The organism is Nocardia sp. NPDC056000 (assembly GCF_042269265.1).
Classification (GTDB): domain Bacteria; phylum Actinomycetota; class Actinomycetes; order Mycobacteriales; family Mycobacteriaceae; genus Nocardia.
Genome location: NZ_JBHJXS010000028.1, coordinates 1 through 26977 on the forward strand (window position 1 = coordinate 1; position 26977 = coordinate 26977).

Consider the following 26977-nt stretch of genomic DNA (forward strand, 5'->3'; position numbering starts at 1 on the left):
GCCCCGGGAGTCATCCCGGGGGCGCACCGATTGCTATCGAGCCGCGGGCTCAGGTCAGAACGCGGCCTCGTCCAGCTCCATGATGTCGTTGTCCAGGTTCGACAGGATGGCGCGGGTGGCGGTCAGCTCCGGCAGCACGTTGCGCGCGAAGAACTGCGCGGTGGCGATCTTGCCGGTGTAGAACGCCTCGGTGGAGCCGTTGTCCAGCGCCTTGATGGCGACCTCGGCGTGGTGCAGCAGTTGCCAGCCGATGAGCAGATCGCCGACGGCCATCAGGAAGCGGACCGAGCCCAGGCCGACCTTGTACAGCTCCTTCGGATCCTGCTGGGCGCCCATCAGGTGCCCGGTCAGGGTGGCGGCCATGGCCTGCACATCCTCGAGGGCGGTGGCGAGCAGCTTGCGCTCGGCCTTGAGGCGACCGTTGCCGCCCTCGCGCTCGATGAACTTCTGCACCTGGCCGGCCACGTGGGCCAGCGCCACACCGCGATCGCGGGCGATCTTGCGGAAGAAGAAGTCCTGCGCCTGGATGGCGGTGGTGCCCTCGTACAGCGAGTCGATCTTGGCGTCGCGGATGTACTGCTCGATCGGGTAGTCCTGCAGGAAGCCGGAGCCACCGAAGGTCTGCAGCGAATCGGTCAGGTACTGGTAGGCGCGCTCGGAACCGACACCCTTGACGATCGGCAGCAGCAGATCGTTGACGCGGAACGCCAGATCCTTGTCGGCGCCCGAAACCAGTTCCGCCACATCGGCGTTCTGGTGCGCGGCGGTGTACAGGTAGATGGCGCGCAGGCCCTCGGCGTACGCCTTCTGCATGGCCAGCGAGCGGCGCACGTCCGGGTGGTGGGTGATGGTCACGCGGGGCGCGGCCTTATCGGTCATCTGGGTCAGGTCGGCGCCCTGGACGCGGATCTTGGCGTAGTCCAGCGCGTTCAGGTAACCGGTCGACAGGGTCGCGATGGCCTTGGTGCCCACCATCATTCGAGCGTTCTCGATGACGTCGAACATCTGCGCGATGCCGTTGTGCACCTCGCCGACCAGCCAGCCCTTGGCGGGCACGCCGTGGCCGCCGAAGGTGACCTCACAGGTGGCCGAAACCTTGATGCCCATCTTGTGCTCGACGTTCGTCACGAAGACGCCGTTGCGCTCGCCGAGGGTCTCGGTCTCGAAGTCGAAGTGGAACTTCGGTACGTAGAACAGGGACAGGCCCTTGGTGCCCGGTCCGGCGCCCTCGGGGCGAGCCAGCACCAGGTGCATGATGTTCTCGAACAGGTCGTCGGAGTCGCCCGAGGTGATGAAGCGCTTGACGCCCTCGATGTGCCAGGAGCCGTCTTCCTGCTTGACGGCCTTGGTGCGGCCCGCGCCGACGTCCGAACCGGCGTCCGGCTCGGTCAGCACCATGGTGGCGCCCCAGTTGCGGTCGGCGATCGCCTGAGCCCACTTCTTCTGCTCATCGGTGCCGTTGTTGTAGAAGACCTGCGCGAAACCCGCACCGGCGGCGTACATCTGAGCCGGGGGGTTGGCGCCGAGGATCATTTCGCCGAGCGCCCAGGTGAGGGCGGACGGGGCGCCGAGGCCACCGAGCTCCTCGCGCACGCCGACCTTGGCCCAGCCGCCGTCCTCGAGGGCGCGGTAGGACTTCTTGAAGGATTCGGGGAGAGTGACCGTGTGGGTGGCCGGATCGAAGGTCGGCGGGTTGCGGTCGCCGTCCTCGAAGGAGTCGGCGAGCGGGCCCTCGGCCAGGCGACGGACCTCGTTCAGCATTTCCTTGGCGGTCTCGGTGTCGAGGTCGCCGTAGGCGCCGCCGTCCAGGAGGGAACCGAGGCCGAGCACCTCGAAGAGGTTGAACTCGAGGTCGCGGACATTGCTCTTGTAGTGACCCATGGTCGTACTCACTCTCCATTGAGATGGGTGCGGTTCGGTTGTGCCGTTCCCGCCCGTTGGTCCACCGAGTAGACACCGTAAAGCTAGCGCTACTGACGGGTAACTTAAGCGCCATGTTACCCATGGGTAAGGGCCGTCTCAAGACGATCGAGGCCAATGTGATGAAAGGCACCCGCGCCGCTCAGGGCCCGCATCCCGGCCGAATCGGCGGTGATCCGATACCCGCTGATCAGCGGCCGGAGCGGCGCGCGAATTCACAGCCGCGCAATCGCTAGCGTGAGGCGGTGCGCATCGAAACCAGCGCCGGTCCCGCCGAGATCGACATCGCGCGACCCGCGAAGAAACCGCCCGCCTTCCTGCTGGTGCTCACGCACGGTTCCGGCGGCGGCGTGGATGCGAAAGACCTGCTCGCCGTGCGTGATTCGGCCCTCGAATCCGGTGGCGCGGTGGTCCTGGTGACCCAGCCCTATCGCGTGGCGGGCCGCCGCGCCCCCGGCAAGGCCGACGTGCAGGACGCCGCCTGGCTGGAGATCATCACCGCCGTGCGCAGGAAGTTCCGCGGCGTCCCGCTCATCCAGGGCGGCCGCAGCAATGGCGCGCGCGTCGCCTGCCGCACCGCCGTCGCGGCGAAGGCCAAGGGCGTTGTCGCCCTGTCATTTCCACTGCACCCACCCGGTAAGCCGGAGAAATCCCGCCGCGAGGAACTCCTCGACGTCGGCGATATCCCGGTTGTGGTCGTGAACGGTGCCCGCGACCCCTTCGGCATCCCCGACCCCGCCGACGCCACCGAGGTCAAAGTCATTCCCGGCCAAGCGCATTCCTACCGCGCGGGCTTCGACGACATCACCGGAACAGTCACCCCGTGGCTGCTTCGCTGGACCGCATAGACACCGGAATGACGGAAAGGGTCAGTCGTCCGCCGGTGTAGGCGCTTCGAGCGGGAGGGGCTCCGCGACCGCGTCGGCGGGCAGGGCCGGGGCCGCTTCCTCCGGAATCGGTTTGGTGGCCACGACCAGCGCGTCGATGGCGTCGCGTTCCTCGGTCGGACGGTGCACCCGATCCGCCACCCGGATGCGCAGATCGTCGCCGGTGGGGGCGAGATCGTCGACGATATCGTTCGGGGTGAAGGTCAGTGCCGGATCCTGTTCGCCGCCATAACCTTCGGTGAGATTCGAGGTGTCATTGCCGAGCACGAGCAGGGTGCCGCCGGGGGAGAGCATGCCGGCGGCGCTCAGCAGCAGGGCGCGGCGGTCGGCGGCGGGCAGGTGCACGAAGGCCAGCAGGATCAGCTCGTACGGTCCGGTGAGTCCGGCGGCGAGCAGATCGGTCACATCGGCGAAATGCCAGCTGATGCGCCCGCGCACGGAGCGCGACAGTCGCGAGGCGACGGTGCGCCCCTTGTCGATGCCCGCCTGCGAGTAGTCCACGGCATCGACCTGCCACCCGTGCGTGGCCAGCCACAGTGCGTTGCGTCCCTCACCGCAGCCGAGGTCCAGTACCCGGGGCAGTTCGGGCCGCGGTTCGCCGACCCCGAATCCGGTCAGCGGCAGTCGCCGCTCCAGCCCGAACACCTGCTCGACCACGGTGTCGTTCGGCGGTGCGCCCCACACCAACTCGGTACTCGAGTAGTGCCTGTCCCAGCCGTCGGCATCCATGCCCCCGAGTCTAGAAGCCGACCCGAAACACGACTTGTCAGAGAGTGGTGTGCATCAGGATCACGTTGTACTGGCTGTGGACTGTTGTGAGGAAGTAGAGATCACGGCCGGTTTGGTACGGGAAGATCGACGGCGCGTACGCGGTCGGGAGTTCCCGGGTGTCGATGAGCACCTCGGGCCCGCTCCACGGCCCCTCCGGATTCGGCGCCCGGTACATGACCACCGAGTTCCACGGATCCGTGGTGAGCATGATGTATTGCCCGAGATAGTCATTCCACTGCACCGACATCTCGGCGATGCCGCCGCCGATGACCGGGGTGGCCCCGTCCACGTCACCGCGCTTCCACTGATCGCCCACCCAGTATTCGTATGCTCCGAGGTCGCCGATGGCCGCCTCGGGTACGCGTGCCACGAATGCCGGATTATTGCGGCCCGACGCGGTGCCGTATTCGTAGACGAAGCCGCCGTTCTTGACGAACGAGTTCATCTGGAAGTTGGCATTGCCGTGATCGTCGGGGCGGCGGGTGGCGGGCAGTTCCACCCAGTTCTCGCCGTTGTCACCGGAGACGGCGAGACCGGAGAAATTGGTGGTCCACTGGCCGACATCATCCCAGCTCTGCACGGACATCAGGCTCATGAACTGAGTGCCGCCGACCGAGATGGCCGCGGTGGGGATGCGGCTGATCTCCAGGAACGGGATCTTCGGGCTGGGGATGAGATCGCGTGCCTGGCCGAAGATATCGCGCACGACGCTGTCGAAGTAGATGCCGTTGGACGGATTCTGGGTGTGCGAGCGCACCAGAATGTTCGAGCGCCAGGCCCAGGTGCTGCCGACCAGCAGATTGGGGAAGCCGAGGCCGGCGGTGTCACCGAAGGTGGTGAGCATTTCGCCGTTGCCGTTGTCCCACATGATGCCGAGGTCGGTCCCGAGCACGTTGTAGGCCTGGGTGTTGTTGGGGCTCTGCATACCGGTGACCTGGAAGACCGCTTTGGTGCGACCGGGCAGCTGGGGTAGCCCATTGGTGCCATTGAGCACCGGAATCGGATTGATGGCATTGGGATTGGCTGCGGCCGGGCCTGTCACCGTGAGCAGCAAGGCCGAAGCACCTGCGATCGCGGACAGCAGCACGGAGGCGGACTTGGTCAATGCGTGGTCCTCCGGTTCTCGCCGAAAATCATGCGCGACCACACGATATGTGACGGACCGCACAAGGTGTTCGGCTCGCTGGCAAAGTGTGAAAATGCTAACAGCGGAACTGGGGCTTGCGGGCGAGCTATCGGGATTGTTTGCCGTGAATTGGCTTACCGGTATCGATTAGAGCACCGTTTCGGGTTTGAACTGCGCAGATGTGGATACCGGCGCGTCGCACAGCTACCGCCTGCGGCTGAACGCAACGCGATAGCCGCTCGGCGTCAGCCCATTCCGGCGCAGCAGATGTTGACGCAACGATTCGGCGGTACCGAGTCCGGACCGCCGCGCGACTTCCTCGATGGACAGCCCGGTCGCCTCCAGCAACTCTCTGGCGCGATCCACTCGCTGATGCAGCAGCCACTGCAGTGGGCTCGCACCGGTCTCCTCCCGGAACCGCCGGGTGAGGGTGCGGGTGCTGACATTCGCGTGCGCCGCGAGGTCGCGCAGCGCGAGCCGCTGCTCCAATCGCGCCAGCGCCCACTCCCGGGTCGCAGCGAGCGAGGCGCCGGTCTCCGGCGGCAGTGGTGTCTCGATGAATTGGGCTTGGCCGCCGGGCCGGAAGGGGGCCATCACCGCCAGCCGCGCGACCGCGTTGGCGGCGACCGCGCCGTAATCGGCGCGAATCATGTGCAGGCACAGGTCGATTCCCGCCGCGAGTCCGGCGGAGGTGAGAATCCGGCCGTCGTCGACGAACAGCACATCGGGTTGCAGATCCACCGCGGGGAAGCGCTCGCGCATCTCGTCGGAGAACAGCCAGTAGGTGGTGGCGGGGCGGCCGTCCAGCAGTCCGGCCTGGGCCAGCACGAACGCGCCCGTGCAGATGGAGGCGATCCGCTTGCCCTGGGCCGCAGCGGTTCTCAGGACATCCAGCACTCGCGGATCGCCTTCGGCGCGGGCTCCGGTTCCGGTGATGATGAGGGTGTCCGCGGTCGCGGCCGCGTCCAGTCCGCGCTCGATCACCACGGGCGTGCCGTTGTAGCCGGGCACGATGCCCGGATCGGGCGTGCACAGCGTCACCTCGTATCCGGGCGCGCCGTCGATGACCGTGGCGGGGAAGACCACCTCCGGAATCGACAGGTCGAATGTGGTCACCGGCGGTACCGCTACGACCGCGATCCTGTGCATGGCTCGATCCTTGGGATATCTGGCTTTCCGGCCACTACCGTACCCGGATCCGGCTCGGCAGAGTGGTTTCCGGGCCGCCGCACGGGCGGCCGCTGGGAGAGGAATTCCGATGTCACTGCACGTCGTCGCCGGTGCCGGGGGTACCGGGAGCCGTACCGCGCTCGAACTCGCGGAGGCCGGGGAACGGGTCCGGCTGGTGAGCCGCCGCGGTCTCGGACCGGCGCATCCGCGCATCGAATTGGTGGTGGGAGACACCACCGACGCGGACCGGATGAGCGAATTGGCCACGGGGGCCGTGAGTCTGATCAACACCACCTGGCCCGCCTACGATCGCTGGCCCGCCGAATTCCCGCCGATCGGTGCGGCGCTGCTGACCGCGGCCGAGCGGACCGGCGCGGGATACGTCTCGCTGAGCAATACCTACGGCTACGGGCGGGTGGACGGCGCGTTCACCGAGGATCTGCCGATGGCTCCGATCGCGGTGAAAGGCGCTGTGCGAGCGCGAATGTGGCTGGACGCACTGGCCGCGCACGAGGCGGGCCGGGCGCGGGTGACCGAGGTGCGGGCGTCCGCGTTCCTGGGGCGCGAGGCCGCCTCCTCGGTGTACAACATGTTCGTCGTGCCGAAACTGCTTGCCGGGGAGCCGGTTTCGTATCCGGGCGATCTGGATGTCGAGAAATCCTGGTCGTATATCGGTGATGTGGCCCGAACCCTGGCGGCGGCCGCTCGCTCCGAGATCGCCTGGGGCCGAGCCTGGCATGTGCCGTCCAACCGGATCTCGGTGCGCGAGTTGACCACTCGGATCGCCGCGGCTGCGGGGGTATCGGCCCCGGTCTTCGTGCCGATGACCCGGCACGAGCTGGCCTGGGCCGGGCTGGAGAATCCGGTCATCGCCGAGATGATCGAAATGTATTACGCCCTCGAACATCCCGACGTACTGGACGCGACGGTGACGGAGCGCGCGCTGGGGCTCACCGCCACCCCGATCGAGGCGGTGATCGCCGAAACGATCACCCTGCCGCTCGCCGCGTGAGTCGCTATTCGGGCTTACCGCCCTTGCCGAGGGCCTGGCGGATGATCAGCGGCAGCTGGGTGGCGCGTTCGATGGCCAGGGTGCGCCGCACCGAGGACTGCCAGCTGCGGTCGAACAGCTTCTTGGCGCTCGCGACGGCATGCGGGGAGCGGGTGGCGATGCGGTCGGCGAGCTTCTCGGCGGCGGCCAGCGGATCGGCGCTCACCTCGGTGACCAGGCCGATGCGTTCGGCGTAGGCGGCGTCGACCGGATCGGCGGTCATGGTGAGCAGCAGCGCCTGATCGATGCCGATCAGGCGGGACAGGGTGGCCGCACCGGTCATATCCGGGATCAGGCCGTGCTTGGCCTCCATCACCGAGAACTCGGAATCCGGTGTGACGAAACGGAAGTCGGCCGCCAGCGCGATCTGCAAGCCGCCGCCGTAGCAGCGGCCGTGCACGACGGCGATGACCGGCTGCGGCAGGCGTCGCCAGGCCCAGCAGGCTTCCTGGAAGTCATTGGTGCCGGTCCACGGCAGCGGTACGAACGAGCGCACCACGTCCAGCGGATTGCTCATGGCCTTGGCGACGTCCAGGCCCGAGGAGAAGCTCGGGCCGTTGCCGGAGAGGATGACCGCGCGAATATCCTTGCGGCCCCCGATGGTCCGGGCGACGCGGGCGAGTTCGCGGAGCATATCGATGGTGAGGCCATTGTGCTTGTCCGGCCGGTCCAGGGCGACGTAGGCGCGGTCGCCTTCGAAACGCAGGGAGACGTTGTTGCTCATGGTCTTTCCTCTTCGGCTGCTCGGGTGTCAGTCCAGCTGATCCAGCAGCAGCCGGGCGCAGCCCGCCGGATCGTCGTAGAACGGGGTATGCCCGCTGCCGTGCAGCGTGACATGCCGCGCGCCCGGCAGGGCCTCGCGGGCGCGCCGGGCCTGGGTGGCGTACGTGAGCAGAATGTCACGATTGCCCCAGGCGATGGTGACCGGGATGCTGTCCAGCCGGGTGCGGTCGGGCAGCCGGAAGTCGGTGAACGAGGCCAGTGCGGCGTCGAAGCCGCCCGCGCCGAGCAGGCCCTCGACGGTGTCGACGGCGATTGCCGGGTCCAGCGCCCACGGCTTCCCGAGTACCAGGCTCAGGAAGGTGGTGCGGCCCGCGGCATTGCCGAGCAGCGCCGGGACCGCCGGATGCAGCACTTTGGTGAGTTGTTTGGCGCGGCCGAGCGCCTGCTGGCACCAGATGCGGCCGGGGGTGTCCCAGAATCCGATGGGGGAGTAGGCGGTGACCGAACGCGCCAGCCCGCGCGCGGCCAGGTCGAGGATGATGCCGCCGCCCATGGAATTGCCTGCCAGGTGCGGGTTTTCGATACCTTCGACGGTGAGGAATTCGACCAGGGCGTCGGCCAGGGTGGACACCGTGGTGTCCGTGAGCGGTTCGCTGCCGCCGAATCCGGGTAGATCCACCGCGATCACATCGAAGGAGGCGGCGAGGGTGTCGATGATCGGTTCCCACACCTGCCAGCGACTGCCGACGCCGTGCACGAGGACCAGTGGGTCGCCGGTGCCCGCGCGATGGTGATTCAGCTTGGCCATGCATCGACCCTAACAGTCGTTGGCCGCGTGCCAATTGAGCTTTTCGGCCCTCGAACAGCCCTTCCTTCCCGGTCGGGCGGCGGTACGATAAAAGGTATGGCAACCCGTAAGGTGACCCTCTCACTCGATGAGGCGTCCTGGGCGTATGCCGAGCAGGCCGCGGCCCGCGCGGGTATATCGCCCTCCGCATGGATATCGCGCGCCGCGCGCCGGGAGGCCGTGCGCACCGGCTGCGGTCCCGGTTTCGATCCGGTGCAGCAGGCCGTCGACGACGAAGCGGAATTGGCCGCCGCCGAGAAGGAGTTGCGTGCGCAGGGGTGAACTCTGGGTTTATCACCCGCACGGTTCCGAACGAGTTCGCAATATCCTGCTGATCAGCAGCGATGGCATCAATGAGTCGCCGCGGCCGTGGCTGATCGCGGCCGAGGTGATGGATGAGGATCCGCGCGATATTCTCGCGGTGCCGATTCCCGGGTACGGCTGGGTGCACGCGGGCAATCTCGGTCGTATCTATCGGGGCTGGCTCGAGGAACGCGTCGATGCCGTGGATACCGAGACCGCCGAGCGAATCGACACAGCGCTGCGCGCCGCCATGGATCTGTGAGATCGTTCCTGCGGCCCAACCACATTGATTCGTGAGAAGTGAGGAACCCGTGCGGATTTCCCTGATCGCCGCCGCGCTCGTGGCACTGCCGCTGCTGGCGGGCTGCGGTAGTGATGACAAGCCTGCGGCCGTGTCCCAGGACGACATCTCGAAGTCGCTGCAGAACGGCGGCCTCAAGGATGCCAAGCTGGCCGACTGCGCGGCGAAACTCTTTGTGAACGAGGGGATTTCACAGGACGGCCTGCGTCTCATGATCAAGAGCGACAATAAGAGCGCCACCGGCACCGATCCGGAATCGCTCGGCATGTCCACCGCGGACGCGGACAAGGCGCGTTCGGCCACCAATAAGATCGTGAGCGAGTGCCTGAAGGGCAACTAGTCTCCGCACCTGCGTTTTTGGCGTTTCGCTAGCCGATCGTAAGTACCTGCGCGCACTCTCGGGTGACGGCGAACCCCCCCGCCGCCCGAGAGATCGAGGAATGCGATGAGGAAATCCGTAATCGCGGCAGCGCTGCTCGCGCTGCCTCTGCTCGCCGCGTGCAGCACCAACGACAGCACCCCCGCCAACCTGGTCACGGCCAGCTCCGCCCCCGCCGCCGCGGTCACCACCACCGCGACCCCCGGCGGCAGCACCACCACCACCACCTCGCCCGCCAAATCGGGCGCACCCACCACCTCCGGCGCGGCCACCCCCGGCGGCTCCACCCTCACCGCCCCGCAGATCTCGAAGTCCCTGCAGGACAAGGGCGGCCTGGACGCCAAGACCGCCGACTGCGTAGCCGGCATCTACATCGACACCGGCCTCTCCGACAGCGGCATCCAAAAACTCATCGACCACGGCTACACCAACCCCGCCACCCTCAACCTCACCTCCGAGGACTTCCGCAAGGCCGGCACCGCCGTAAAACGCATCACCACCGAATGCGTGAAGTAGTCGTCAGCCGCGAATGACCCTCAGCGCCAGGGCAGTTCGACGGGTTCGGCGGGCATGTCTCCGGCCAGCAGGCGACTGAGCAGGGCAGCCAGGCCGAGTGGGAACACTCGGTCCGGTGTCCGCTCCAGTTCGGCCAGCGGCCACCAGCGGTGACCGGACAGCGCGTTGCGCTCGACCTCCTGGTGGCCGGAGATGTCCACGGTGGTGGAGGTGGTGCGGACCAGGAAATAGGAGTCGGTGGCGTCGTAGAGGACGCCTTCGGAGGAGGTCCACTGGCCGGAGGAGACGGCTACCACCTGGCTCAGGCGGGTGGGGTCGATGCGCTGGCCGGTTTCCTCGAAGAGTTCGCGGATCGCGCCGTCGGGGAGTGATTCGCCCGGGTCGAGGCCGCCGCCGGGGGTGAGCCAGCCGACCTTCTCCTCGAAGGGTTCGGGTGGGGCGAAGCGGAACAGCAGCACCCGGTCGTCGGGATCGAGCAGGATGACTCGCGCGGTGGCCCGTGTGATTCCCATGATCAGATCCTAGGAATGAAAAAGATCCCCCGCCAAAGGATTTCGGCGGAGGATCTTCGTTTGAGCCGATGACGGGAATCGAACCCGCGCTACCTGCTTGGGAAGCAGGAGTTCTACCATTGAACTACATCGGCATGATGCTTTCGCGACTCTATCAGACCCCTCCCGGCCACAGCCAACCCTGGGAGTCGGGGCCGTGTCCGGGGGCGGCGCGCCGGGGTGGGGTGATCGTTTTGCGCGAACCGGGGGGTTTTGTACGGGGGCGGTCGTAGACTGTGGCGCAGGGTCGAAAGCCTGTCCACCACAGTGACTTTGGGTTGCGCTGAACGTTTGCTGGCGCGTGCGTCCGTGCTCCCATGGGGGTGACGTATGACCACGGTGCCATCGCGGGATATACCGCAACTGGAGGCCGTGCGGCCTTCCACCCGGCGGCGCGAGCCCAAGGGATCCTTCCTCTGGAAAGCGCTCACGACCACCGATCCCAAGGTGCTCGGGATTCTCTATCTGTTCTCGGCCATGTCGTTCTTCCTGATCGCGGGCGTGATGGCGCTGCTCATGCGGGCGGAGCTGGCGCGGCCGGGGCTGCAATTCCTCTCGCCCGAACAGTTCAATCAGCTGTTCACCATGCACGGCACCATCATGCTGCTGTTCTATGCGACCCCGATCGTGTTCGGGTTCGCGAACGCGGTGCTGCCGCTGCAGATCGGCGCACCCGATGTGGCGTTCCCGCGTCTGAACGCGCTCAGCTACTGGCTGTACCTGTTCGGCGCGACCATGGCGACCGCCGGTTTCGTCACCCCCGGCGGTGCGGCGGACTTCGGCTGGACGGCGTACACGCCGCTCTCGGACATCGTGCACGCGCCGGGCGTCGGCGCTGACCTGTGGATCATGGGGCTGGCGGTCTCGGGCGTCGGCACCATTCTGGGCGGCGTCAATATGGTCACCACGGTGGTCTGCCTGCGCTGCCCGGGTATGACCATGTTCCGCATGCCCATCTTCACCTGGAATATCCTGGTGACGAGTGTGCTTGTGCTGCTTGCCTTTCCGATCCTCACCGCGGCGCTGATGGCGCTGGAGGTGGACCGGCACCTGGGTGCGCACATCTACGATCCGGCCAATGGCGGCGCGATTCTGTGGCAGCACCTGTTCTGGTTCTTCGGGCATCCCGAGGTGTACATCATCGCGCTGCCGTTCTTCGGCATAGTCACCGAGATCTTCCCGGTGTTCAGTCGTAAACCGCTGTTCGGTTACACCACACTGGTTTACGCGACGCTGTCCATCGCGGCGCTGTCGGTGGCGGTGTGGGCGCATCACATGTACGCGACCGGATCGGTGCTGCTGCCGTTCTTCTCGGCCATGACATTCCTGATCGCGGTGCCCACCGGCGTGAAATTCTTCAACTGGATATTCACCATGTGGCGCGGGCAGCTGACGTTCGAGACGCCCATGCTGTGGTCCATCGGATTCCTGGTGACATTCCTGTTCGGCGGTCTGTCGGGTGTGGTGCTGGCCGCGCCACCGCTGGACTTCCATGTCTCGGACTCGTATTTCGTTGTGGCGCACTTCCATTACGTCTTGTTCGGCACCATCGTGTTCGCCACTTTCGCGGGCATCTACTTCTGGTTCCCGAAGATGACCGGCCGCATGATGGACGAACGCCTGGGCAAACTGCATTTCTGGACCACGTTCATCGGCTTCCACACCACCTTCCTGGTGCAGCACTGGCTGGGCAACGAGGGCATGCCGCGCCGGTACGCCGACTATCTGCCGAGCGATGGCTTCACCACGCTGAACACCATCTCGACCATCGGCTCGTTCGTGCTCGGGCTGTCGATGATCACGTTCGTCTGGAATGTCTTCAAGAGCTACCGCTTCGGCGAAGTCGCCACCGTCGACGATCCGTGGGGCTACGGCAATTCCCTGGAATGGGCCACCACCTGCCCGCCGCCCCGGCACAACTTCTACGAACTACCGCGCATCCGCTCCGAGCGCCCGGCCTTCGAACTGCACTATCCACATATGGTCGAGCGCATGCGCGCCGAGGCGCATTCGAGCTGGCCGCTACCCACCCGGCAGCACGTCGTCGAACTCGCCGAGACCCCGACGGACGAGGTGAAGGACAGCGACAACTAGTCTCTTGGCGTGCTGCTTTCCGATCGCGACATCCGTAAGGAGATCGCCGAAGGGCGTCTCGGGCTCGACCCGTTCGACGAGAAGCTGGTGCAGCCGTCGAGTATCGATGTGCGGCTGGACGGCCTCTTCCGGGTGTTCAACAACACCCGCTACACCCATATCGATCCCGCGCAACAGCAGGACGAGCTGACCTCGCTGGTGGAACCCGCCGCCAATGAGCCGTTCGTGCTGCATCCGGGTGAGTTCGTGCTGGGCTCCACCCTCGAGGTGTGCAGCCTGCCGGACGATCTCGCGGGCCGCCTGGAGGGCAAGTCGAGCCTGGGCCGGCTCGGCCTGCTCACCCACTCCACCGCGGGCTTCATCGATCCGGGTTTCAGCGGGCACATCACCCTGGAACTGTCGAATGTGGCGAACCTCCCGATCACCCTGTGGCCGGGTATGAAAATCGGTCAGCTCTGCCTGTTCCGATTGAGTTCACCTGCCGAGAATCCGTACGGCAGTGCCGCTGTCGGCTCGAAATATCAGGGTCAGCGCGGTCCGACCCCGTCGCGTGCCTACCTGAACTTCCAAACGCCATAAGGCAACTGAGCTCTGCGGGTGTACGTACGGCTTCGGGCGTCGTAAGGTGGCGGCGACAGGTAAAGTGACCCGACCGTAATATGCACCGCACGCACATCATCAGTGCGTGAGCGTGGTCAGTGTGGCAACGAATGGGCAGCGAATGAGTTCGGTACTGGGAGTTTCCGTGGGGGCGGGCGCGGTTCGCGTCGCACGCCCGCTCGCGGGGAATTCCGCCCGGCGCGGAACCGTCCAGCCACAGGCCGCCGACGCGTTCGATGTGCAGACCGTTCCGGTGGACGATCGCCGGGTCGAGGAGCTGGCCGCGGACGCCATCGGCGCGATACTGAGCGCCGATCAGCGGATTACCGCCACCGCCATCGCTTTCCGGGACGAACAGCACGCCCGCGCGATTCGCGCCGAGCTGGCTCGCCGTCAGTTCACCGATTACGAACTCGTGCCCGATGTGGCCGCGGCGCTGGAATTCCTCGAATTCTCCGGTGAGCTGCAGGGTTTCAGCACCGTCGCGCTCTACGATCTGGGCGCGTCCGGACTTTCGGTGACGGTGGTCGACACCGGTACGCGTCAGGTGAGTTACAGCGAGCGCACCAGCGATATCAGCGGTGATTACCTGGATTCCCTGATCCGCGAACAGCAGATCGCCTCCGGGCGCATCGCGCATCCGCCGGACGCGGCCGGTCTGGCCGCACTGGACGCGCTGTGCCGCACCGCCAAGGAACAGCTGTCGGAGAACAGCGCGGTCGCGCTGCCGTCCACCGAGGGCCTGGTACTGCTGTCGCAGGAGAACTTCGAAGCGCTGATCATGCTGGCGGTGGAATCGTCGGCGCGCATGGCGCGCGATGTGATCCTGAGATCCGAGCAGCCGGTGCAGGCGGTCGCGCTGATCGGCGGCTGCGCCCAGATTCCGCTGGTGGCAAGAGTTTTGCGGCGCTGGCTGGGGGTGCCGGTGCTGGTGCCCGCCAATCCGGAGACGGTCGCCACCCGGGGTGCGGCGATTCTGGCCCGCCCGGTGCGGCAGCGGCCCGCGCCCGCGCCGTTCACCAGCGCGTTCGAGAATTCGCTTCCGCCGCAGCATGAATCGGTGCCGCCGCTGCTATCGAGTGCCGGTGCGGAGAAGTTCAGCCGCCGCCGCGAGGTGAGCATCGCCGGGGTGGCGGTGGGCGCACTGGTCGTGGTCGCCGCGATCGGCGTCTCGCTGGGCTGGGGTCCGCAAGTGCTGGAACACGATTCGCAGAGTTCGGATGCCGGGACCACCTCGGCGGTGCCGACCACCACGAAACCGGCGACCGAGACCACCACGGTGGTGCCCACCACCACCGATGCCACCAATGAGTCGCTGGCCGCGCCGCCGCCGCGCCGGGAGACGACCACCACCACCGAGGCCCCGCCGCCGCCGGGCCCGAACACCATCACGATCATTCCGGGCCTGCCGCCGGTGATCGTTCCCACACTCCCGCCGCTGTTCCCGCCGCCCGGCGGCTGAATCGTTCGGCGTTGCACAGCCATTCCGCTGCCACTGGCGGCGCGCTCCCACCCGCCGGATCCGCCCCGTCGACTGCCGGAAATGGGGCGGATCCGGTGGGCCCGGCGCGATTCGCGCCGGATGCGAGGGCCGGCTGCGTTCAGTCCTCGCTCATATTCCCCACCGCCAGCGCCGTCGTGACGAGCAGCGACAGGGGTGGGAGTTGGAGTTCGCGGGCGGGTGGCACCACCCAGTGACAGCCCTCACGCGTCCAGCGGCCGAGACCGGTCGGCAGCATGACGGCGCTGCCGATGGCGGGTATGCCGATGTCCATCCGATTGAGCGCGGTCAGGATCTGTTCGCCCGGACGGGAATCGGGTTCGACGAGGAAGCTCCAGCGAATCTGCCGTGCCAGCATGGGACCGGTGCGGCGCTGCTGTCGCAGTGCGGCGCGGACCATTTCGGCGCGCGCCACGGGTAAATGCAACACGCCGACCTTGGCGGTGACCGGGAGCATGACGAAGCCGCCGCGTTCGGCTACCGGTAGCCCGAATTCGTGCCGGTAGAAGGACACCCAGTCCTGCACCGTGCGCAGCTTGTCCGTATTCACGACCCGACTCCTGCCTCCCGATTCCAGGGTGCGGCCGGGCGGCCCGCGCGGTAACGCCCGCATGCCCTCCTTGCGCTGCCCAAGCACTGCCACTGCTACTCGCGCGTAATTTGGTCATACCAGCTATGTTTCGGCTGTGGCCGTGGTCACGATGCGCTCGTACCCTGGACATCGGAGTTCGTTCGGAAGGATGACGTCGTGGTCCGGCAGTGGTCAGGTAAAGAGGCCCGTGCCCTCCGCGATGCCAAACGGATGAGTATCCGGGAGTTCGCGGCGCATTTGGGCGTTCACGAACGTCTGGTTTCTAAGTGGGAGGCCGGTGGCGATCGCGTCCACCCCCGCCCCGTCAATCAGGCCGCTCTCGATACCTCTCTCGCCAGGTCCGACGATATTGTGCGGGCCCGGTTCGCGGCTTTGATCGACCAGCCACTGATCGACCGCCCCGTACCGGGTTTCGATGCGCGCCAGGATGTTCCGGCGCAGGCCAGTTATTCCAGCGACGCGGAACTGCTGGCACTCGTCGATACGGGTGCGATGAGGGGCGATGCGTTAGCGGCTATTTCGGAGAGGGATCTGATCATGGCGGCTGCCCATGAAGCAAGCGAGCACGCCGGGAGGGCGGAGAGTTCCAATGTGGGTGCCACCACATTGGAGCAGCTCGATGCCGATGTCACGCGAATCGCCAATGATTACGTGCACGTCCCGCCGGTGCCCATGATGGTGGAGATGCTGCGGGTGCGCCGCCGCGTCTACCGCCTGCTGGAGGGGCATCAGCGCCCGGCCGATACCGGTCACCTCTACCTGCTCGCGGGGACTTTGTCCGGATTGTTGGCCAATGCCAGCACCGATCTCGGCTACGTCGACGCCGCGGGCGAACAGGCAAGGGCCGCTTGGGCTTACGCGGAGTTGTGCGGCCACAACGGTTTACGGGCCTGGACACGCGGTATGCAGGCGCTGATCGAATACTGGTCCGACCGTCCGCGCCGCGCGGTGCTGCTGGCGCAGAGCGGACAGCAGTACGCGGAGTCCGCGACCTCGCAGGTGCGGCTGCACAATATCGAGGCGCGCATCTGGTCCCGCCTGGGCGCACCGGCCGATACCGAGCGCTGCATCCACGCCGCCGACGACGCCCGCGACGGCAATTCCAGCGACACGCTGCACGACGAGGTCGGCGGCGTCTTCGGTTTCAATCAGCCCAAGGCGCAGTACTACGCGGGCGCGACCTATATCCATCTCGGTCAGGCCGAACCCGCGCTGGAGGCGACCCGGCGCGCCATCGAGCTGTATTCGAACGGGCCCACCGAACAGCGCTCGTACGGCGCGGAATCGCTCGCCCGGGTGGACAGCGCGGCCGCGCACCTGATCAACGGCAGCCTGGACGGTGCCGCCGAAGCCCTGCAACCGGTGCTGCAACTCGATGAGGACAAGCGGATCGCGCAATTGGAGGAACGGCTCGGCGGGCTGCGCCAGCGCCTGATCCGGCCCGGGTTCCGCGAGGCCGTCGAGGCCAGGCAACTGGATGAGCGGATCGAGGAGTTCTGCGGCACCACCGCCGCCAAGAGCATGTTGCCGCCCGATTCCGTGCGGTGAAAAAAGCTGGTTGCGGGCGGATGGCACCATTGGACGGGTGAGTCCTTCCAGTCACCTACCGCATCGGTCCCCGCGCGTCCTGGAGCAGTCGACCAAACTCCAGAACGTGGTCTACGAGATCCGGGGACCGGTCCACGCACACGCGGCGCGGCTGGAATCCGAGGGCCACCGCATTCTCAAGCTCAATATCGGCAATCCCGCGCCGTTCGGTTTCGACGCCCCGGACGTGATCATGCGCGACATGATCGCCGCGCTGCCGTACGCGCAGGGCTATTCCGAGTCCAAGGGCATCCTGCCCGCGCGCCGGGCCATCGTGACGCGGTACGAGGTGGTGCCGGGCTTCCCGAAGTTCGATGTGGACGATGTCTACCTGGGCAACGGCGTCTCCGAGCTGATCACCATCACCATGCAGGCGCTGTTGAACAATGGCGACGAGGTGCTGCTGCCCGCGCCGGACTATCCGCTGTGGACGGCCATGACCAGCCTCGCGGGCGGCACCCCGGTGCACTACCTGTGCGATGAGTCCAATGGCTGGCAGCCGGATATCGCCGATATGGAATCCAAGATCACCGACAAGACCAAGGCCATTGTCGTGATCAATCCGAACAATCCGACGGGTGCGGTGTACTCGGCGGAGGTGCTGCAGCAGATCGTGGATCTGGCGCGCAAGCATCAACTGCTGCTGCTGGCCGATGAGATCTACGACAAGATCCTGTACGACGATGCCAAGCACATCTCGCTGGCCTCGCTCGCGCCGGATCTGCTGTGCCTGACCTTCAACGGGCTGTCCAAGGCGTACCGGGTGGCGGGGTATCGCTCCGGCTGGCTGGTGATCACCGGGCCGAAGGATCACGCCGAGGGGTTCCTGGAGGGCATCTCGCTGCTGGCGTCCTCGCGGCTGTGCCCGAATGTGCCCGCGCAGCATGCCATTCAGGTGGCGCTCGGCGGGCATCAGAGCATCGAGGATCTGATTCTGCCGGGCGGGCGACTACTCGAGCAGCGCGATGTGGCGTGGGAGAAGCTCAATACGATTCCGGGCGTCTCGTGCGTGAAGCCGCAGGGCGCGCTGTACGCGTTCCCGCGCCTGGACCCGGAAGTCCATGAGATCCACGATGATTCGAAGCTGGTGCTGGATCTGCTGCTGCAGGAGAAGATCCTCATGGTGCAGGGGACCGGGTTCAACTGGCCGCACCACGACCACCTCCGGATCGTGACGCTGCCGTGGGCGCGGGACCTGTCGGTGGCGATCGAGCGGTTCGGCAACTTTTTGTCGAGTTACCGTCAGTAGGTAGGGGATTGGGACATACGTCCGGTGAACTGGGCGTTTGTCCAGTGTCCGGGTTGCGACAAAGCCAAAAACAAACCGCTAGTACGAAAAAGTTCGGTTTTTAGAGACTTAGCTAGCGCAAAGAACTGACTTTTGTGTACAGTGGGACTCGGCACTCAGGTGCCCGGCCAGACCTCCTACCCCCCCTGGGACGTCTGGCCCTGGATTGGTCGGCCTACCCCCCCTGGGCCGCCGTCCCGGGCGGCGGAGACATCCCCCTGCTCTCCGCCGCCCCTCCAGGAATTCTCCACCGCCTCCCCGTGACTTCTGCCGGGACTTAGGCCGTGGAGACTTTTCAACCGGACTAACCAGGGATTTTGGTCCCGTTTCGGGGGTACCCCCGGAGTTACCCCCACCTCACGAGATCAGTTGTCCCGTTGGTTCTCCGGTTAGAGCTTCGGGAACGGTTTTCGTTTAGGCTCCCTGAGTGAGCGATCACCATCACCACCACCATGACCACTCCGGACCCATCGCCATCGGCGCCACCGCCAAGTGGGTCGTCATCGGATTGCTGACCTTCATCGGGGTGCTGGTGGTGGGCGGCGCGATCTGGCTCTGGCCCAGCAGTCAGCACGTGGACATTCCGCTGCCCATGCAGAACGGCGGCGGCGGGGCACTGGTGACCGAGGCCGGGACGGTGATCAGCCAGGACCTCGGACCGTGCGGAAGTCCTTCGCTGGGAAAGCCGTTCGAGGATAAGCCGCAGGCGCCGCGCAGCAATGCGTACAACTGCCAGCGCAGCATCGTCACCATCGACTCGGGTGCGGACAAGGGTAAGAAGACGCTCTTCGAGATCGCGCCCGGCCCCGGACAACCCGATCTGCGCGTCGGCGACAGCCTGCGCATCGTGCGGCAGAGCGATACCAACGGGGCCACCGTGTACTCGTTCGACGATTACGCGCGCGGACTGCCGCTGAGCCTCATCGTCGGAGCCTTCGCGCTGGTGATCATCGTGGTGGCGCGCTGGCGCGGCCTGCGAGCGCTGATCGGGCTCGGCTTCGCCTTCGTGGTGCTGGTGGGCTTCATGCTGCCCGCGCTGCTGGACGGGAAACCGGCCATTCCGGTGGCGCTGGTCGCGGGCTCGCTCATCCTGTACTCGGTGCTGTATCTGGCGCACGGGGTGAACCTGCGCACCAGTTCGGCGCTGCTCGGCACGCTCACCTCCATGGTGCTGGCGGCCGTATTGTCCTGGGTCGCACTGAAGATGACGCATCTGACGGGTCTGTCCGAGGAACAGAACACCAATGTGGCGACCTATCTCCAGCACGTGAGCATTACCGGATTGCTGTTGGCGGGCTTCATCATCGGCTCGCTCGGTGTGCTCAACGACGTCACCATCACCCAGGCTTCCGCCGCCTTCGAACTGGCGGCCCTCGACGAGAAGGCTTCCCGCCGAGGCATTTTCGCCGCCGCCATGCGGGTCGGCCGGGACCATATCGCCAGTACCGTCTACACCCTGGTGCTCGCCTACGCCGGTGGCGCGCTGCCGTTGCTGCTGCTGTTCAGCGTCGCGGGCCGCTCCATGCGCGATGTGCTCACCGGTGACGCCGTCGGCATCGAGATCGCGCGCTCCGCGGTCGGCGGTATCGCCCTCGCCCTCTCGGTACCGCTGACCACCGCCATCGCGGTCATCCTGGCCCGCCCCTTCGGTCATAAGCCCCCGGTCGCGGTGCGAACCGGTGCCAACCGCCCGCGCCCCGCCAAACGCGCCGCCCGCCCCGCCGGAACCCGCCCCACCGCGACAGGTGATGCGGCACAGCCGGTCTCACCGCCGCGCGGCCCGCGCCAAGCGCCGACGGTGAGCTCACCGAGCAGGCAGGACGCACCACCGCAGCGGCAGGAAGCACCAGCGCCGCAACAGCCGCAACAGCCCTGGCAGGACGCGTGGCAGGAAGCGCCGCAGCAATCCTGGCCCGCATCGGGGCCACAGAACGTGGTGCGCCCGCAGGGCGAACCGCCCGCTCCCTGGTCGCTGAGAGCCGCTTCGGAACAACAGGATTCGCCCTACGAGGATACGGATCCGTCACTGCCGCGCCCGCCCTCGAAGCCGCAGCAGCCGCCGCGCGGGGGCCGTCACTCCAAGCCTTGAGAACGGGCGAGGGTGACGCGCTCGGCGGAGCGCGCCACCCTCTTACTCCGATTCGGTGTCAAGGCGCGGTGTGAGCACCGGATCGGAGAGTCGGTGACCGGTCAGAGGCGTTGCCATAGTGCGGGTGTCGCCGAGGGCATCCAGTTCGGGTCGTAGACGGTGTGCGCCTGTAAGCAGCGGTAGCGGCGGCCCTGATAGGTGACGACATCGCCGATCTCGTAGCGCGCGCCCACGGTCCAAGCATTGCCCGCGGGCTGATCGGTGGTGGTGTGCTGATGGGTGGTGGTCGGCGGAACCGTCGTGGTGACCGGTGGCTTGGTGGTGGTCGTGGCCGGGGGCGTCGTCGCGGGCGGTGCCGTGGTGGTGACCGGTGGTTTGGTGGTCGTCGGCGGCACGGTGGTGGAAGGCGGTGTGGTGGTGGGTGTTCCGCCGCCGCCGATCTGCAGGTCCAGGCAGGAGTAGAAGGCGTTGGCGGTATCGCCGATATTCCAGATGGCCAGGAGTTTCTGCCTGCCGCTGTAGCCGCTCAGGTCGATGGTGTGGGTGACGCCGTCGGACGGCGGGGGCTGATTGTTGCCGTCGACCAGGCTGACCCGGGTGCCGCCGATGTAGTACTCCCAGTTCAGGGTTCGATGCAGGGCGGTGAAGGTCCAGGTGAAAGTGGCTGTGCTGCCCACGGATTGGACCTGCCAGGGTTTGCTGTCATCGTCGAGTTCGGCGAACCGGGAGATATTGGCGCTGCAATTGCGCAGGCCCTTCACACCTTCCACGCTCTGCGGCTCGTACTTGATATCCCCGCAGGACACGATGCTCTTGGCGCACTGCGCCTGTCTGCTCAGCGGGGATGAGATATAGCCGTGTGCGTTGGCCACCGCCGCGGGCAGGATCGCCACCAGAAAAGGTGTGAGCCCGATCGAGGCCGCGACAATGGACAGTCTTCTACTGCTAACCACCTGAAACTCCTTGCGAGACAAGGGGGCAGCGGGGGCCGGCGTGCTGTCCCGTGATGGATCCGTGACGTGATCCGAATCACTTTGAAGCAAAATCGTGCTCTGAAAGATATGTGGCAGCAACGTTTTGGTCAAGCGATCTAGCTCGAGAAAGTCAAAAATAATGGAGCACAGCAAACTTCAACTGTGCTCCAGCAAACTCATTATCCAGATCGGATGAATTCCTAAACCGAAAGTCGCGCCGCCTCGCGGAGCGCGGCGACGCCATCGGCATCGGTGACGAAATGGTCGTACCCGCTGGGCGCGCCGATCTCCGCGAACGAGACATCGGTACCGTCCGGCCGCGTCAGCGCGGGCACCGGAACGCGCACCGCCGCATGCAGATCCCGCACCCCCGTCAATTCGATCACCCGCCGCGCGTTGTCGGCGCGCAGGCCGCCGCAGGCCATCACCTGAATTCGCCCGTCCGCCAAGGTGACCAGCCGCGTGATCAGCGCGGCGCCGTCGAGCACCGACTCCTGCCGTCCCGAGGTGAGCAATCTGGTGAACCCCAGTTCCAGCAATTGATCGAAGCCGTCATAGGGATCCGCGCACACATCGAAGGCCCGATGACAGGTCACCTCCATACCCTCCGCGGCCGCGATCAATTCGGCATTGGGAGCCGCGGCCACATGGCCGAGCTCGTCCAGCACGCCGATCACGACCCCGTGCGCACCCGCGCTCCGCACCCGCTCCACATCGGCGCGCATCAGCGCCACCTCATCGGCGGAATACCGGAAATCACCCGGGCGCGGCCGAATGAGCACATGCACCTGCACCTTCGAGGCCGCCGCCACGGCCGCTTCGATGAGCGCGATATTCGGTGTCAGCCCGCCCACCGACAGCCCGGTACACAATTCCACCCGAGTGGCCCCCGCCGCATCCGCGATCCGAACCCCCTCGAGCGACTCGACTCCGATCTCGACCCGAACCGCTCCCGCATCCGTCATACCTCGAATTATGGTCGAAGATCACCGACAATGTTTGCCGGGCATTAGCAGAATCATGCGGGCTAACCCGATTTCGCCGCACCGACCAGCGCACACGCCGATCTGATCCCACCTCGCCGGGTACGAGCGCGGCCCCGGCAACCTTCGCCCGGCAGTCCCGGATCGGTTGCCGGGCACCGTCGCGCGCCGCCCGGCGCGGGTCAGGTGCGGCGGGCGCGGAAACGGCGAAGGCGCGCCACCCGGGTGGGTGGCGCGCCTTCGTCAGTCGCGGTCGGGCGTCAGTTCTTCTTGCCCGGGGCCTTCATACCGGACTTGAAGCCGAGGCCGCCCGGCTTGGAGGCCGGCGGCTTGGCCGCGCCATTGCCCTCGGTGGCCGGAGCCGCGTCGGTGGCCTTGGCTTCGGTGCCGTTGGCTTCGGTGCCGTTCGCTTCGGCGGGGGCGGTTTCGGCGGGAGCCGGGGCAACTGCCTCGGGTGCCGAATCAGCCGGTGCCGCAGGGGCTTCGGTGGCCGGAGCTTCGGCAGCCGCGGCGGCCGGGGCAGCCGGAGCCGCAGCGCCGGGAGCCTTCGGCCCGGGGCGCTTGAGGCCGGACTTCATGGCCAGACCCTTGGGCGCGATGGACGGCTTGGCCTCGGTGGCCTCGGCCGGAGCCGCTGCCGCGGTGGCCGGTGCCGAATCCGCCGGGGCGGCAGCGGTTTCCGCGGCGGCCGAGGTCGCCTCGGTCGCGGTGGCCTCGGCCGGTGCGGCGGCGGGCTTGGCGCCCGGAGCCTTGGCCGCGCCCTTCATGGCCAGACCCTTACCCGGAGCCTTCGCCGGACCCTTCATGGCCAGACCCTTGACGGGTGCGGCCGGGGCCGCCGTCGCCTCGGTATCCGCCGGGGCGGAAGCGGCTGCGGGAGCGGCGGTTTCGGCCGGAGCCGCCTTCGCGCCCGGAGCCTTGAGCCCGCCCTTCATGGCGAGACCCTTACCGCCGGGAGCCTTGGCGGCACCCTTCATACCCAGACCCTTGGCGGGTGCGGCCGGAGCCGCCGCCTCGCTGGCCTCGGCCGGAGCCGCTTCGGCGGTCGCTTCGGTGGCGGCGGGCTTGGCACCGGGGGCCTTGAGGCCGCCCTTCATACCCAGTCCCTTACCGCCCGGAGCCTTGGCCGGACCCTTCATCCCGAGACCCTTGCCCGCCGGAGCGGCCTTGGGTTCGGCGGGCGCGGCTTCGGCGACGGCGGCCTCGGCCGCGACCGGCTCGGGCTCCGAAACGGGTTCCGGCTCTTCGACCTTCGGCTGCTGGATGACCTTCAGGTTCTCGGTCAGCACACCGGAGTCGACGCGGTCGATGGACTGCAGCATGAGCTGGGCGACATCCACGACCTCGACGCCCTGGCCGACCTCACCGCTGTCCTTGCGGGCGGTGACGCCGTCGGTGAGCATGACGCGGCAGAACGGGCAGCCGGTCGCGATCATGGACGGCTCATTGCCGCCGTTGAGCGTGTCCAGGGCCTCGTCGACGCGGTCGACGTTGATGCGCTTGCCGAGCTGCTCCTCCATCCACATGCGCGCGCCACCGGCGCCACAGCACATGGAACGTTCACCGTGGCGGGGCATTTCGATCAGCTTGGAGCCCGAGGCCTCCATCAGCTCACGCGGCGCGTCGTAGATCTTGTTGTGCCGGCCCAGGTAGCAGGGGTCGTGGTAGGTGACGTTCTGCGCGACCGGGGACACCGGGATCAGGTTCTTCGAACGCACCAGGCGGTTCAGCAGCTGGGTGTGGTGCACCACCTCGTAGGTGCCGCCGACCTGCGGGTACTCATTGTTCAACGCGTTGAAGCAGTGCGCACAGGTGACCACGATCTTCTTCTTGGACGCCTCGACACCCTCGAACACCGAATCCAGCACCGCGATGTTCTGCATGGCCAACTGCTGGAACAGGAACTCGTTACCCGCACGCCGCGCCGAGTCACCGGTGCAGGTCTCCTCCTGACCCAGCACCATGAACTTCACACCCGCGGTGGCCAGCAACTCGGCCACGGCCTTGGTGGTCTTCTTCGCACGATCCTCGTACGCACCGGCACAACCGACCCAGAACAGGTACTCGTACCCGTCGAAGCTATCGGCGTCCTTACCGAAAACCGGGACCTCGAAATCGATTTCGCTGATCCAGTTCAGGCGATCCTTGGCGTTCTGACCCCACGGATTGCCCTTGTTCTCCAGGTTCTTGAACAGACCCGCGAGCTCGGACGGGAACTCCGACTCGATCAACACCTGGTAACGGCGCATATCGATGATGTGATCCACATGCTCGATATCGACCGGGCACTGCTCCACACACGCACCACAGGTCGTGCAGGACCACAACACCTCGGGATCGATGATGCCGCTCACATCTTCGCCGCCGACCAGCGGGCGCTCGGCCTCGGCGCGCGCGGCCTCCGGAATCTGCGCCAGCGCACGCTCATTCGGCTTGCCCTCGGCGTCGACGAGACCGATCTCGTCACCGCCCATATCCTTGCGGCCACCGGCCAGCAGGTACGGGGCCTTGGCGTAGCCGTGGTCGCGCAGCGACATGATCAGCAGCTTGGGCGAGAGCGGCTTACCGGTATTCCATGCGGGGCACTGGGATTGGCAGCGGCCGCATTCGGTGCAGGTGGTGACGTCGAGGATGTCCTTCCAGGAGAAATCCTCGAACTTGCCGACGCCGAAGGTGTCGTTGTCCGGGTCCGCCGTCTCCATATCGATCGGCTTGCCCTGCGACATCATCGGCTTCAGCGCGCCCAGGGCGACGGTGCCGTCGTCCTCACGCTTGAAGTAGATGTTCGGGAACGCGGCGAAGCGGTGCCACGCCACACCCCAGGTGACATTGCGGCCGACCAGCAGCAGGAACAGCGCGCCGGAGCAGAGCTTGATGAACGCGAAGATCGACACCATGGCGATCGATTCGGGCAGCAGCTTGGCGACCTGCTCGGTGAAGAAGTCGCTCCAGGTGTGCGATTCGCCGTAGGTGGCGATCTTGCCGGCCTTCACGAAGATCATGCCCAGGCCCTCGACGAGCACGATGCTCTCGATCACATAGGCGGGGGCGAACTTCGAGCCGCTGAAGCGCGAAAGGCGTTCCGGCACACGGGGATGATTCAGCTGGCGGATGATGATCAGCGCCACGATGCCGACCACGGTGCCGATGCCCAGCAGCTCGTCCACCAGGTGGTAGATGCCCCAGGAGCCGATGATCGGCCAGTGGAACTCGGGGTTGAAGATCTGGCCGTACGCCTCGAACCAGAGGATGAATCCGGCGAGGAAGCCGATCATGACCAGCCAGTGCGCCCAGCCGACCGTGCGGAACTTGTTCATGCGCGTATGCGCGAGGAACTCCACGAACATGGTCTTGAAGCGGGGGAGGAACGGCCGCCACCGATCGGGTGCGGACTGCCCGACCATGATGGTGCGCGTTATGTTGCGCACGCCTCCGATGAACGATGCCCAACAGAAGACTGTGAACACCGCTCCAATCGTGCCCAGTGTCACTGTCAGGGCATTCATGTCGCGACCTTTCTGACCGGTTCAACAAGCTCTCCGAGGACGGCCTGGTCCGCCTTGGCTGGCTCGTATCCTAACGGACAGTAAGTTACCCGCCGGTAACTTAGCTGTCCAGGGTTTTCCCACACCGTAAATCCCGGCAAATCACGCGCGTAACAAAGGGCAGGCTTACTTGGAAAGCCCCGCTATTTCGGGGCGTTATGAATGTCGCTAATCGGTCACTGTTCGATTAAGCTCACGACGTCCGAAGTCTGTGCGCATCTTCACATGCTCGGGGAGAGTTCGCCGTTAGCGCGTAGGCAGGGCCCGAGGGAAGCCAGGGCCTCGCGTGGCGAAGATGCGGACAGCGGATCTACCTGATGATGGATTGGAAAAAACCGAATGAAGTTTCGCAGCACCACTGCGGCGGCTGCCATGGTCATCGGCGCAATGACCATCGGGACGACTTCTGCCTATGCCGATAACGCTCCCACCCCCGCAGAGCCGACGGGTATCCAGTACTCGTCCAAGCTGGTCGACCAGAAGGTCGGCGACAAGGACGTCAAGACCATCGTCTCGACGCTGAAGAACGGCACCTTCGAGCTGGCTCAGGTCGACGGAGCCACCAAGGAAGACCCGAAGCAGACGATCGTCAACGTCAAGGGTCCGGACGGCGTCACCGCCGTCTCCTTCCCGCTCAACTACTCCGTCGCCGGAACCAAGATCCCGGTCGCGGCCGCGTTGAAGAACGACAACAAGGTGCTCGAGCTGGTGCCCGAGAAGCCGGCCGGTTTCGACGCCGCCGCGCTCCCGGTGTTCAACACGCCGACTGTCGCTGTCGCACAGGAGAAGCCGATCGCATCGGCTCAGGAAATCGCCTCGCCGGTCGAGGACCAGCGCGCGATGAACAACTTCACCACCCAGTTCGGTCTCGCCACCGCCATCGGCGGCTTCGTCGGCACCGCGGTCGGTGTCGTCATCGGCGGCGCGATCGGCATTGCCCTGGGCGCGATCCAGTGCATGACCATCGTGCTCTGCCTCACCGCCATCCCGACCTTCGTCGCGCTGGCCGGTATCGGCGGCATCCTGGGCACCATCGCCTTCGGCGCACCCGCGCTGGGCGTTGCCGGTATGGACCTGATCAACACCTTCCAGGCCACCCCGGGTACCAGTGCATGACCATCGTGCTCTGCCTCACCGCCATCCCGACCTTCGTCGCGCTGGCCGGTATCGGCGGCATCC

At 66.4% G+C, this 26977-nt stretch carries 24 protein-coding genes, 1 tRNA gene and 1 pseudogene; 14 read left to right on the forward strand and 12 right to left on the reverse strand.

All coding sequences use genetic code 11. The annotated features are described in order from the left end of the window. Positions 1–54 precede the first annotated feature (54 nt). Entirely contained in the window at positions 55–1881 is a 1827-nt protein-coding gene (locus ACFC4D_RS46105; protein ID WP_376073282.1) for an acyl-CoA dehydrogenase, read from the reverse strand. 113 nt (positions 1882–1994) lie between these two features. Here ACFC4D_RS46105 and ACFC4D_RS46110 point away from each other — a divergent pair, with 113 nt between their 5' ends. Next, a complete protein-coding gene (locus ACFC4D_RS46110) occupies positions 1995–2156 on the forward strand; it encodes a hypothetical protein (protein WP_376073238.1) in 162 nt (53 codons plus the stop codon). A gap of 9 nt (positions 2157–2165) precedes the next feature. Further along, positions 2166–2768 carry an alpha/beta family hydrolase gene (locus ACFC4D_RS46115; protein ID WP_376073241.1) on the forward strand — a complete coding sequence of 201 codons (603 nt, stop codon included), beginning with the start codon at positions 2166–2168 and terminating at the stop codon, positions 2766–2768. Between the two features lie 21 nt (positions 2769–2789). Here the strand turns inward: ACFC4D_RS46115 and ACFC4D_RS46120 are convergent, their stop codons facing one another. The 3 genes from ACFC4D_RS46120 to ACFC4D_RS46130 all read right to left on the reverse strand — a co-directional run bounded on the left by ACFC4D_RS46120 (position 2790) and on the right by ACFC4D_RS46130 (position 5853). Next, positions 2790–3536 carry a class I SAM-dependent methyltransferase gene (locus ACFC4D_RS46120; protein ID WP_376073244.1) on the reverse strand — a complete coding sequence of 249 codons (747 nt, stop codon included), beginning with the start codon at positions 3534–3536 and terminating at the stop codon, positions 2790–2792. A gap of 37 nt (positions 3537–3573) precedes the next feature. Further along, positions 3574–4683, reverse strand: coding sequence for a DUF4185 domain-containing protein (locus ACFC4D_RS46125; protein ID WP_376073247.1), 1110 nt, complete (start codon positions 4681–4683; stop codon positions 3574–3576). Positions 4684–4908: 225 nt separating this feature from the next. Further along, positions 4909–5853 carry a GlxA family transcriptional regulator gene (locus ACFC4D_RS46130; RefSeq protein ID WP_376073250.1) on the reverse strand — a complete coding sequence of 315 codons (945 nt, stop codon included), beginning with the start codon at positions 5851–5853 and terminating at the stop codon, positions 4909–4911. Between the two features lie 109 nt (positions 5854–5962). Between ACFC4D_RS46130 and ACFC4D_RS46135 the strand changes: the two genes are divergently transcribed. Further along, entirely contained in the window at positions 5963–6886 is a 924-nt protein-coding gene (locus tag ACFC4D_RS46135) for an NAD-dependent epimerase/dehydratase family protein (protein ID WP_376073253.1), read from the forward strand. Positions 6887–6890: 4 nt separating this feature from the next. Here the strand turns inward: ACFC4D_RS46135 and ACFC4D_RS46140 are convergent, their stop codons facing one another. Both ACFC4D_RS46140 and ACFC4D_RS46145 read right to left on the reverse strand, forming a co-directional pair. Continuing rightward, positions 6891–7649 (reverse strand): crotonase/enoyl-CoA hydratase family protein, encoded by a 759-nt coding sequence (locus tag ACFC4D_RS46140; protein WP_375961067.1) that lies wholly within the window; start codon positions 7647–7649, stop codon positions 6891–6893. Positions 7650–7676: 27 nt separating this feature from the next. Further along, a complete protein-coding gene (locus tag ACFC4D_RS46145) occupies positions 7677–8456 on the reverse strand; it encodes an alpha/beta fold hydrolase (protein ID WP_376073256.1) in 780 nt (259 codons plus the stop codon). 96 nt (positions 8457–8552) lie between these two features. Between ACFC4D_RS46145 and ACFC4D_RS46150 the strand changes: the two genes are divergently transcribed. The 4 genes from ACFC4D_RS46150 to ACFC4D_RS46165 all read left to right on the forward strand — a co-directional run bounded on the left by ACFC4D_RS46150 (position 8553) and on the right by ACFC4D_RS46165 (position 9994). Further along, positions 8553–8777, forward strand: coding sequence for a hypothetical protein (locus tag ACFC4D_RS46150; RefSeq protein WP_364636354.1), 225 nt, complete (start codon positions 8553–8555; stop codon positions 8775–8777). Next, the gene (locus ACFC4D_RS46155) at positions 8764–9060 is read left to right on the forward strand and encodes a hypothetical protein (protein WP_364636351.1); all 297 of its coding nucleotides are present in this window, start codon (positions 8764–8766) and stop codon (positions 9058–9060) included. The genes ACFC4D_RS46150 and ACFC4D_RS46155 overlap by 14 nt, the downstream gene beginning before the upstream one ends. A 49-nt stretch (positions 9061–9109) precedes the next feature. Then, positions 9110–9439 (forward strand): hypothetical protein, encoded by a 330-nt coding sequence (locus tag ACFC4D_RS46160; protein WP_364636348.1) that lies wholly within the window; start codon positions 9110–9112, stop codon positions 9437–9439. A gap of 105 nt (positions 9440–9544) precedes the next feature. Continuing rightward, positions 9545–9994: a hypothetical protein gene (locus ACFC4D_RS46165; RefSeq protein ID WP_376073260.1), complete on the forward strand. Its 450-nt coding sequence runs from the start codon at positions 9545–9547 to the stop codon at positions 9992–9994. Between the two features lie 20 nt (positions 9995–10014). Here ACFC4D_RS46165 and ACFC4D_RS46170 read toward each other — a convergent pair whose 3' ends face one another. Both ACFC4D_RS46170 and ACFC4D_RS46175 read right to left on the reverse strand, forming a co-directional pair. Next, the gene (locus ACFC4D_RS46170; protein WP_376073263.1) at positions 10015–10506 is read right to left on the reverse strand and encodes an NUDIX hydrolase; all 492 of its coding nucleotides are present in this window, start codon (positions 10504–10506) and stop codon (positions 10015–10017) included. Between the two features lie 63 nt (positions 10507–10569). Next, a tRNA-Gly gene (locus tag ACFC4D_RS46175) sits at positions 10570–10640 on the reverse strand. Between the two features lie 235 nt (positions 10641–10875). Here ACFC4D_RS46175 and ctaD point away from each other — a divergent pair. The 3 genes from ctaD (at position 10876) to ACFC4D_RS46190 (ending at position 14701) form a co-directional block, all read left to right on the forward strand. After that, positions 10876–12639, forward strand: a complete 1764-nt coding sequence (gene ctaD / locus ACFC4D_RS46180; RefSeq protein WP_376073266.1) for a cytochrome c oxidase subunit I — start codon at positions 10876–10878, stop codon at positions 12637–12639. Between the two features lie 9 nt (positions 12640–12648). After that, a complete protein-coding gene (gene dcd / locus ACFC4D_RS46185; RefSeq protein ID WP_364636336.1) occupies positions 12649–13218 on the forward strand; it encodes a dCTP deaminase in 570 nt (189 codons plus the stop codon). A 106-nt stretch (positions 13219–13324) separates the two neighbouring features. After that, positions 13325–14701, forward strand: a complete 1377-nt coding sequence (locus ACFC4D_RS46190; RefSeq protein ID WP_375961055.1) for an Hsp70 family protein — start codon at positions 13325–13327, stop codon at positions 14699–14701. Positions 14702–14840: 139 nt separating this feature from the next. Here ACFC4D_RS46190 and ACFC4D_RS46195 read toward each other — a convergent pair whose 3' ends face one another. Next, entirely contained in the window at positions 14841–15290 is a 450-nt protein-coding gene (locus tag ACFC4D_RS46195) for a hypothetical protein (RefSeq protein WP_375961053.1), read from the reverse strand. 633 nt (positions 15291–15923) lie between these two features. Between ACFC4D_RS46195 and ACFC4D_RS46200 the strand changes: the two genes are divergently transcribed. The 3 genes and pseudogenes from ACFC4D_RS46200 to ACFC4D_RS46210 all read left to right on the forward strand — a co-directional run. Continuing rightward, positions 15924–16880, forward strand: coding sequence for an XRE family transcriptional regulator (locus ACFC4D_RS46200; protein ID WP_375961051.1), 957 nt, complete (start codon positions 15924–15926; stop codon positions 16878–16880). Positions 16881–16908: 28 nt separating this feature from the next. After that, positions 16909–18168, forward strand: coding sequence for a pyridoxal phosphate-dependent aminotransferase (locus tag ACFC4D_RS46205; RefSeq protein ID WP_364637896.1), 1260 nt, complete (start codon positions 16909–16911; stop codon positions 18166–18168). A 466-nt stretch (positions 18169–18634) separates the two neighbouring features. Beyond that, a pseudogene (locus tag ACFC4D_RS46210) lies at positions 18635–19888 on the forward strand (YibE/F family protein); the annotation flags it as partial. 509 nt (positions 19889–20397) lie between these two features. Here the strand turns inward: ACFC4D_RS46210 and ACFC4D_RS46215 are convergent. From ACFC4D_RS46215 to ACFC4D_RS46225, 3 genes are all read right to left on the reverse strand, one after another. Next, on the reverse strand, positions 20398–21249 hold the full coding sequence (locus ACFC4D_RS46215; RefSeq protein WP_376073270.1) for a lytic polysaccharide monooxygenase: 852 nt from the start codon (positions 21247–21249) through the stop codon (positions 20398–20400). Between the two features lie 221 nt (positions 21250–21470). Further along, positions 21471–22235, reverse strand: a complete 765-nt coding sequence (locus ACFC4D_RS46220) for a copper homeostasis protein CutC (protein ID WP_376073273.1) — start codon at positions 22233–22235, stop codon at positions 21471–21473. Positions 22236–22513: 278 nt separating this feature from the next. Continuing rightward, positions 22514–25759 carry a heterodisulfide reductase-related iron-sulfur binding cluster gene (locus ACFC4D_RS46225; RefSeq protein ID WP_376073276.1) on the reverse strand — a complete coding sequence of 1082 codons (3246 nt, stop codon included), beginning with the start codon at positions 25757–25759 and terminating at the stop codon, positions 22514–22516. Between the two features lie 378 nt (positions 25760–26137). Here ACFC4D_RS46225 and ACFC4D_RS46230 point away from each other — a divergent pair, with 378 nt between their 5' ends. Then, entirely contained in the window at positions 26138–26914 is a 777-nt protein-coding gene (locus tag ACFC4D_RS46230) for a hypothetical protein (protein ID WP_376073279.1), read from the forward strand. The last annotated feature ends 63 nt before the right edge of the window (positions 26915–26977 follow it).

Bases quoted from the DNA above. Each gene is read 5' to 3' on its own strand.
- ACFC4D_RS46230 (WP_376073279.1), top strand. From the start codon at position 26,138: ATGAAGTTTCGCAGCACCACTGCGGCGGCTGCCATGGTCATCGGCGCA.
- ctaD (WP_376073266.1), top strand. From the start codon at position 10,876: ATGACCACGGTGCCATCGCGGGATATACCGCAACTGGAGGCCGTGCGG.
- ACFC4D_RS46225 (WP_376073276.1), bottom strand. From the start codon at position 25,759: ATGAATGCCCTGACAGTGACACTGGGCACGATTGGAGCGGTGTTCACA.
- ACFC4D_RS46170 (WP_376073263.1), bottom strand. From the start codon at position 10,506: ATGGGAATCACACGGGCCACCGCGCGAGTCATCCTGCTCGATCCCGAC.
- ACFC4D_RS46105 (WP_376073282.1), bottom strand. From the start codon at position 1,881: ATGGGTCACTACAAGAGCAATGTCCGCGACCTCGAGTTCAACCTCTTC.
- ACFC4D_RS46120 (WP_376073244.1), bottom strand. From the start codon at position 3,536: ATGGATGCCGACGGCTGGGACAGGCACTACTCGAGTACCGAGTTGGTG.
- ACFC4D_RS46140 (WP_375961067.1), bottom strand. From the start codon at position 7,649: ATGAGCAACAACGTCTCCCTGCGTTTCGAAGGCGACCGCGCCTACGTC.
- ACFC4D_RS46130 (WP_376073250.1), bottom strand. From the start codon at position 5,853: ATGCACAGGATCGCGGTCGTAGCGGTACCGCCGGTGACCACATTCGAC.
- ACFC4D_RS46110 (WP_376073238.1), top strand. From the start codon at position 1,995: ATGTTACCCATGGGTAAGGGCCGTCTCAAGACGATCGAGGCCAATGTG.
- ACFC4D_RS46145 (WP_376073256.1), bottom strand. From the start codon at position 8,456: ATGGCCAAGCTGAATCACCATCGCGCGGGCACCGGCGACCCACTGGTC.
- ACFC4D_RS46150 (WP_364636354.1), top strand. From the start codon at position 8,553: ATGGCAACCCGTAAGGTGACCCTCTCACTCGATGAGGCGTCCTGGGCG.
- ACFC4D_RS46165 (WP_376073260.1), top strand. From the start codon at position 9,545: ATGAGGAAATCCGTAATCGCGGCAGCGCTGCTCGCGCTGCCTCTGCTC.
- ACFC4D_RS46220 (WP_376073273.1), bottom strand. From the start codon at position 22,235: ATGACGGATGCGGGAGCGGTTCGGGTCGAGATCGGAGTCGAGTCGCTC.
- ACFC4D_RS46135 (WP_376073253.1), top strand. From the start codon at position 5,963: ATGTCACTGCACGTCGTCGCCGGTGCCGGGGGTACCGGGAGCCGTACC.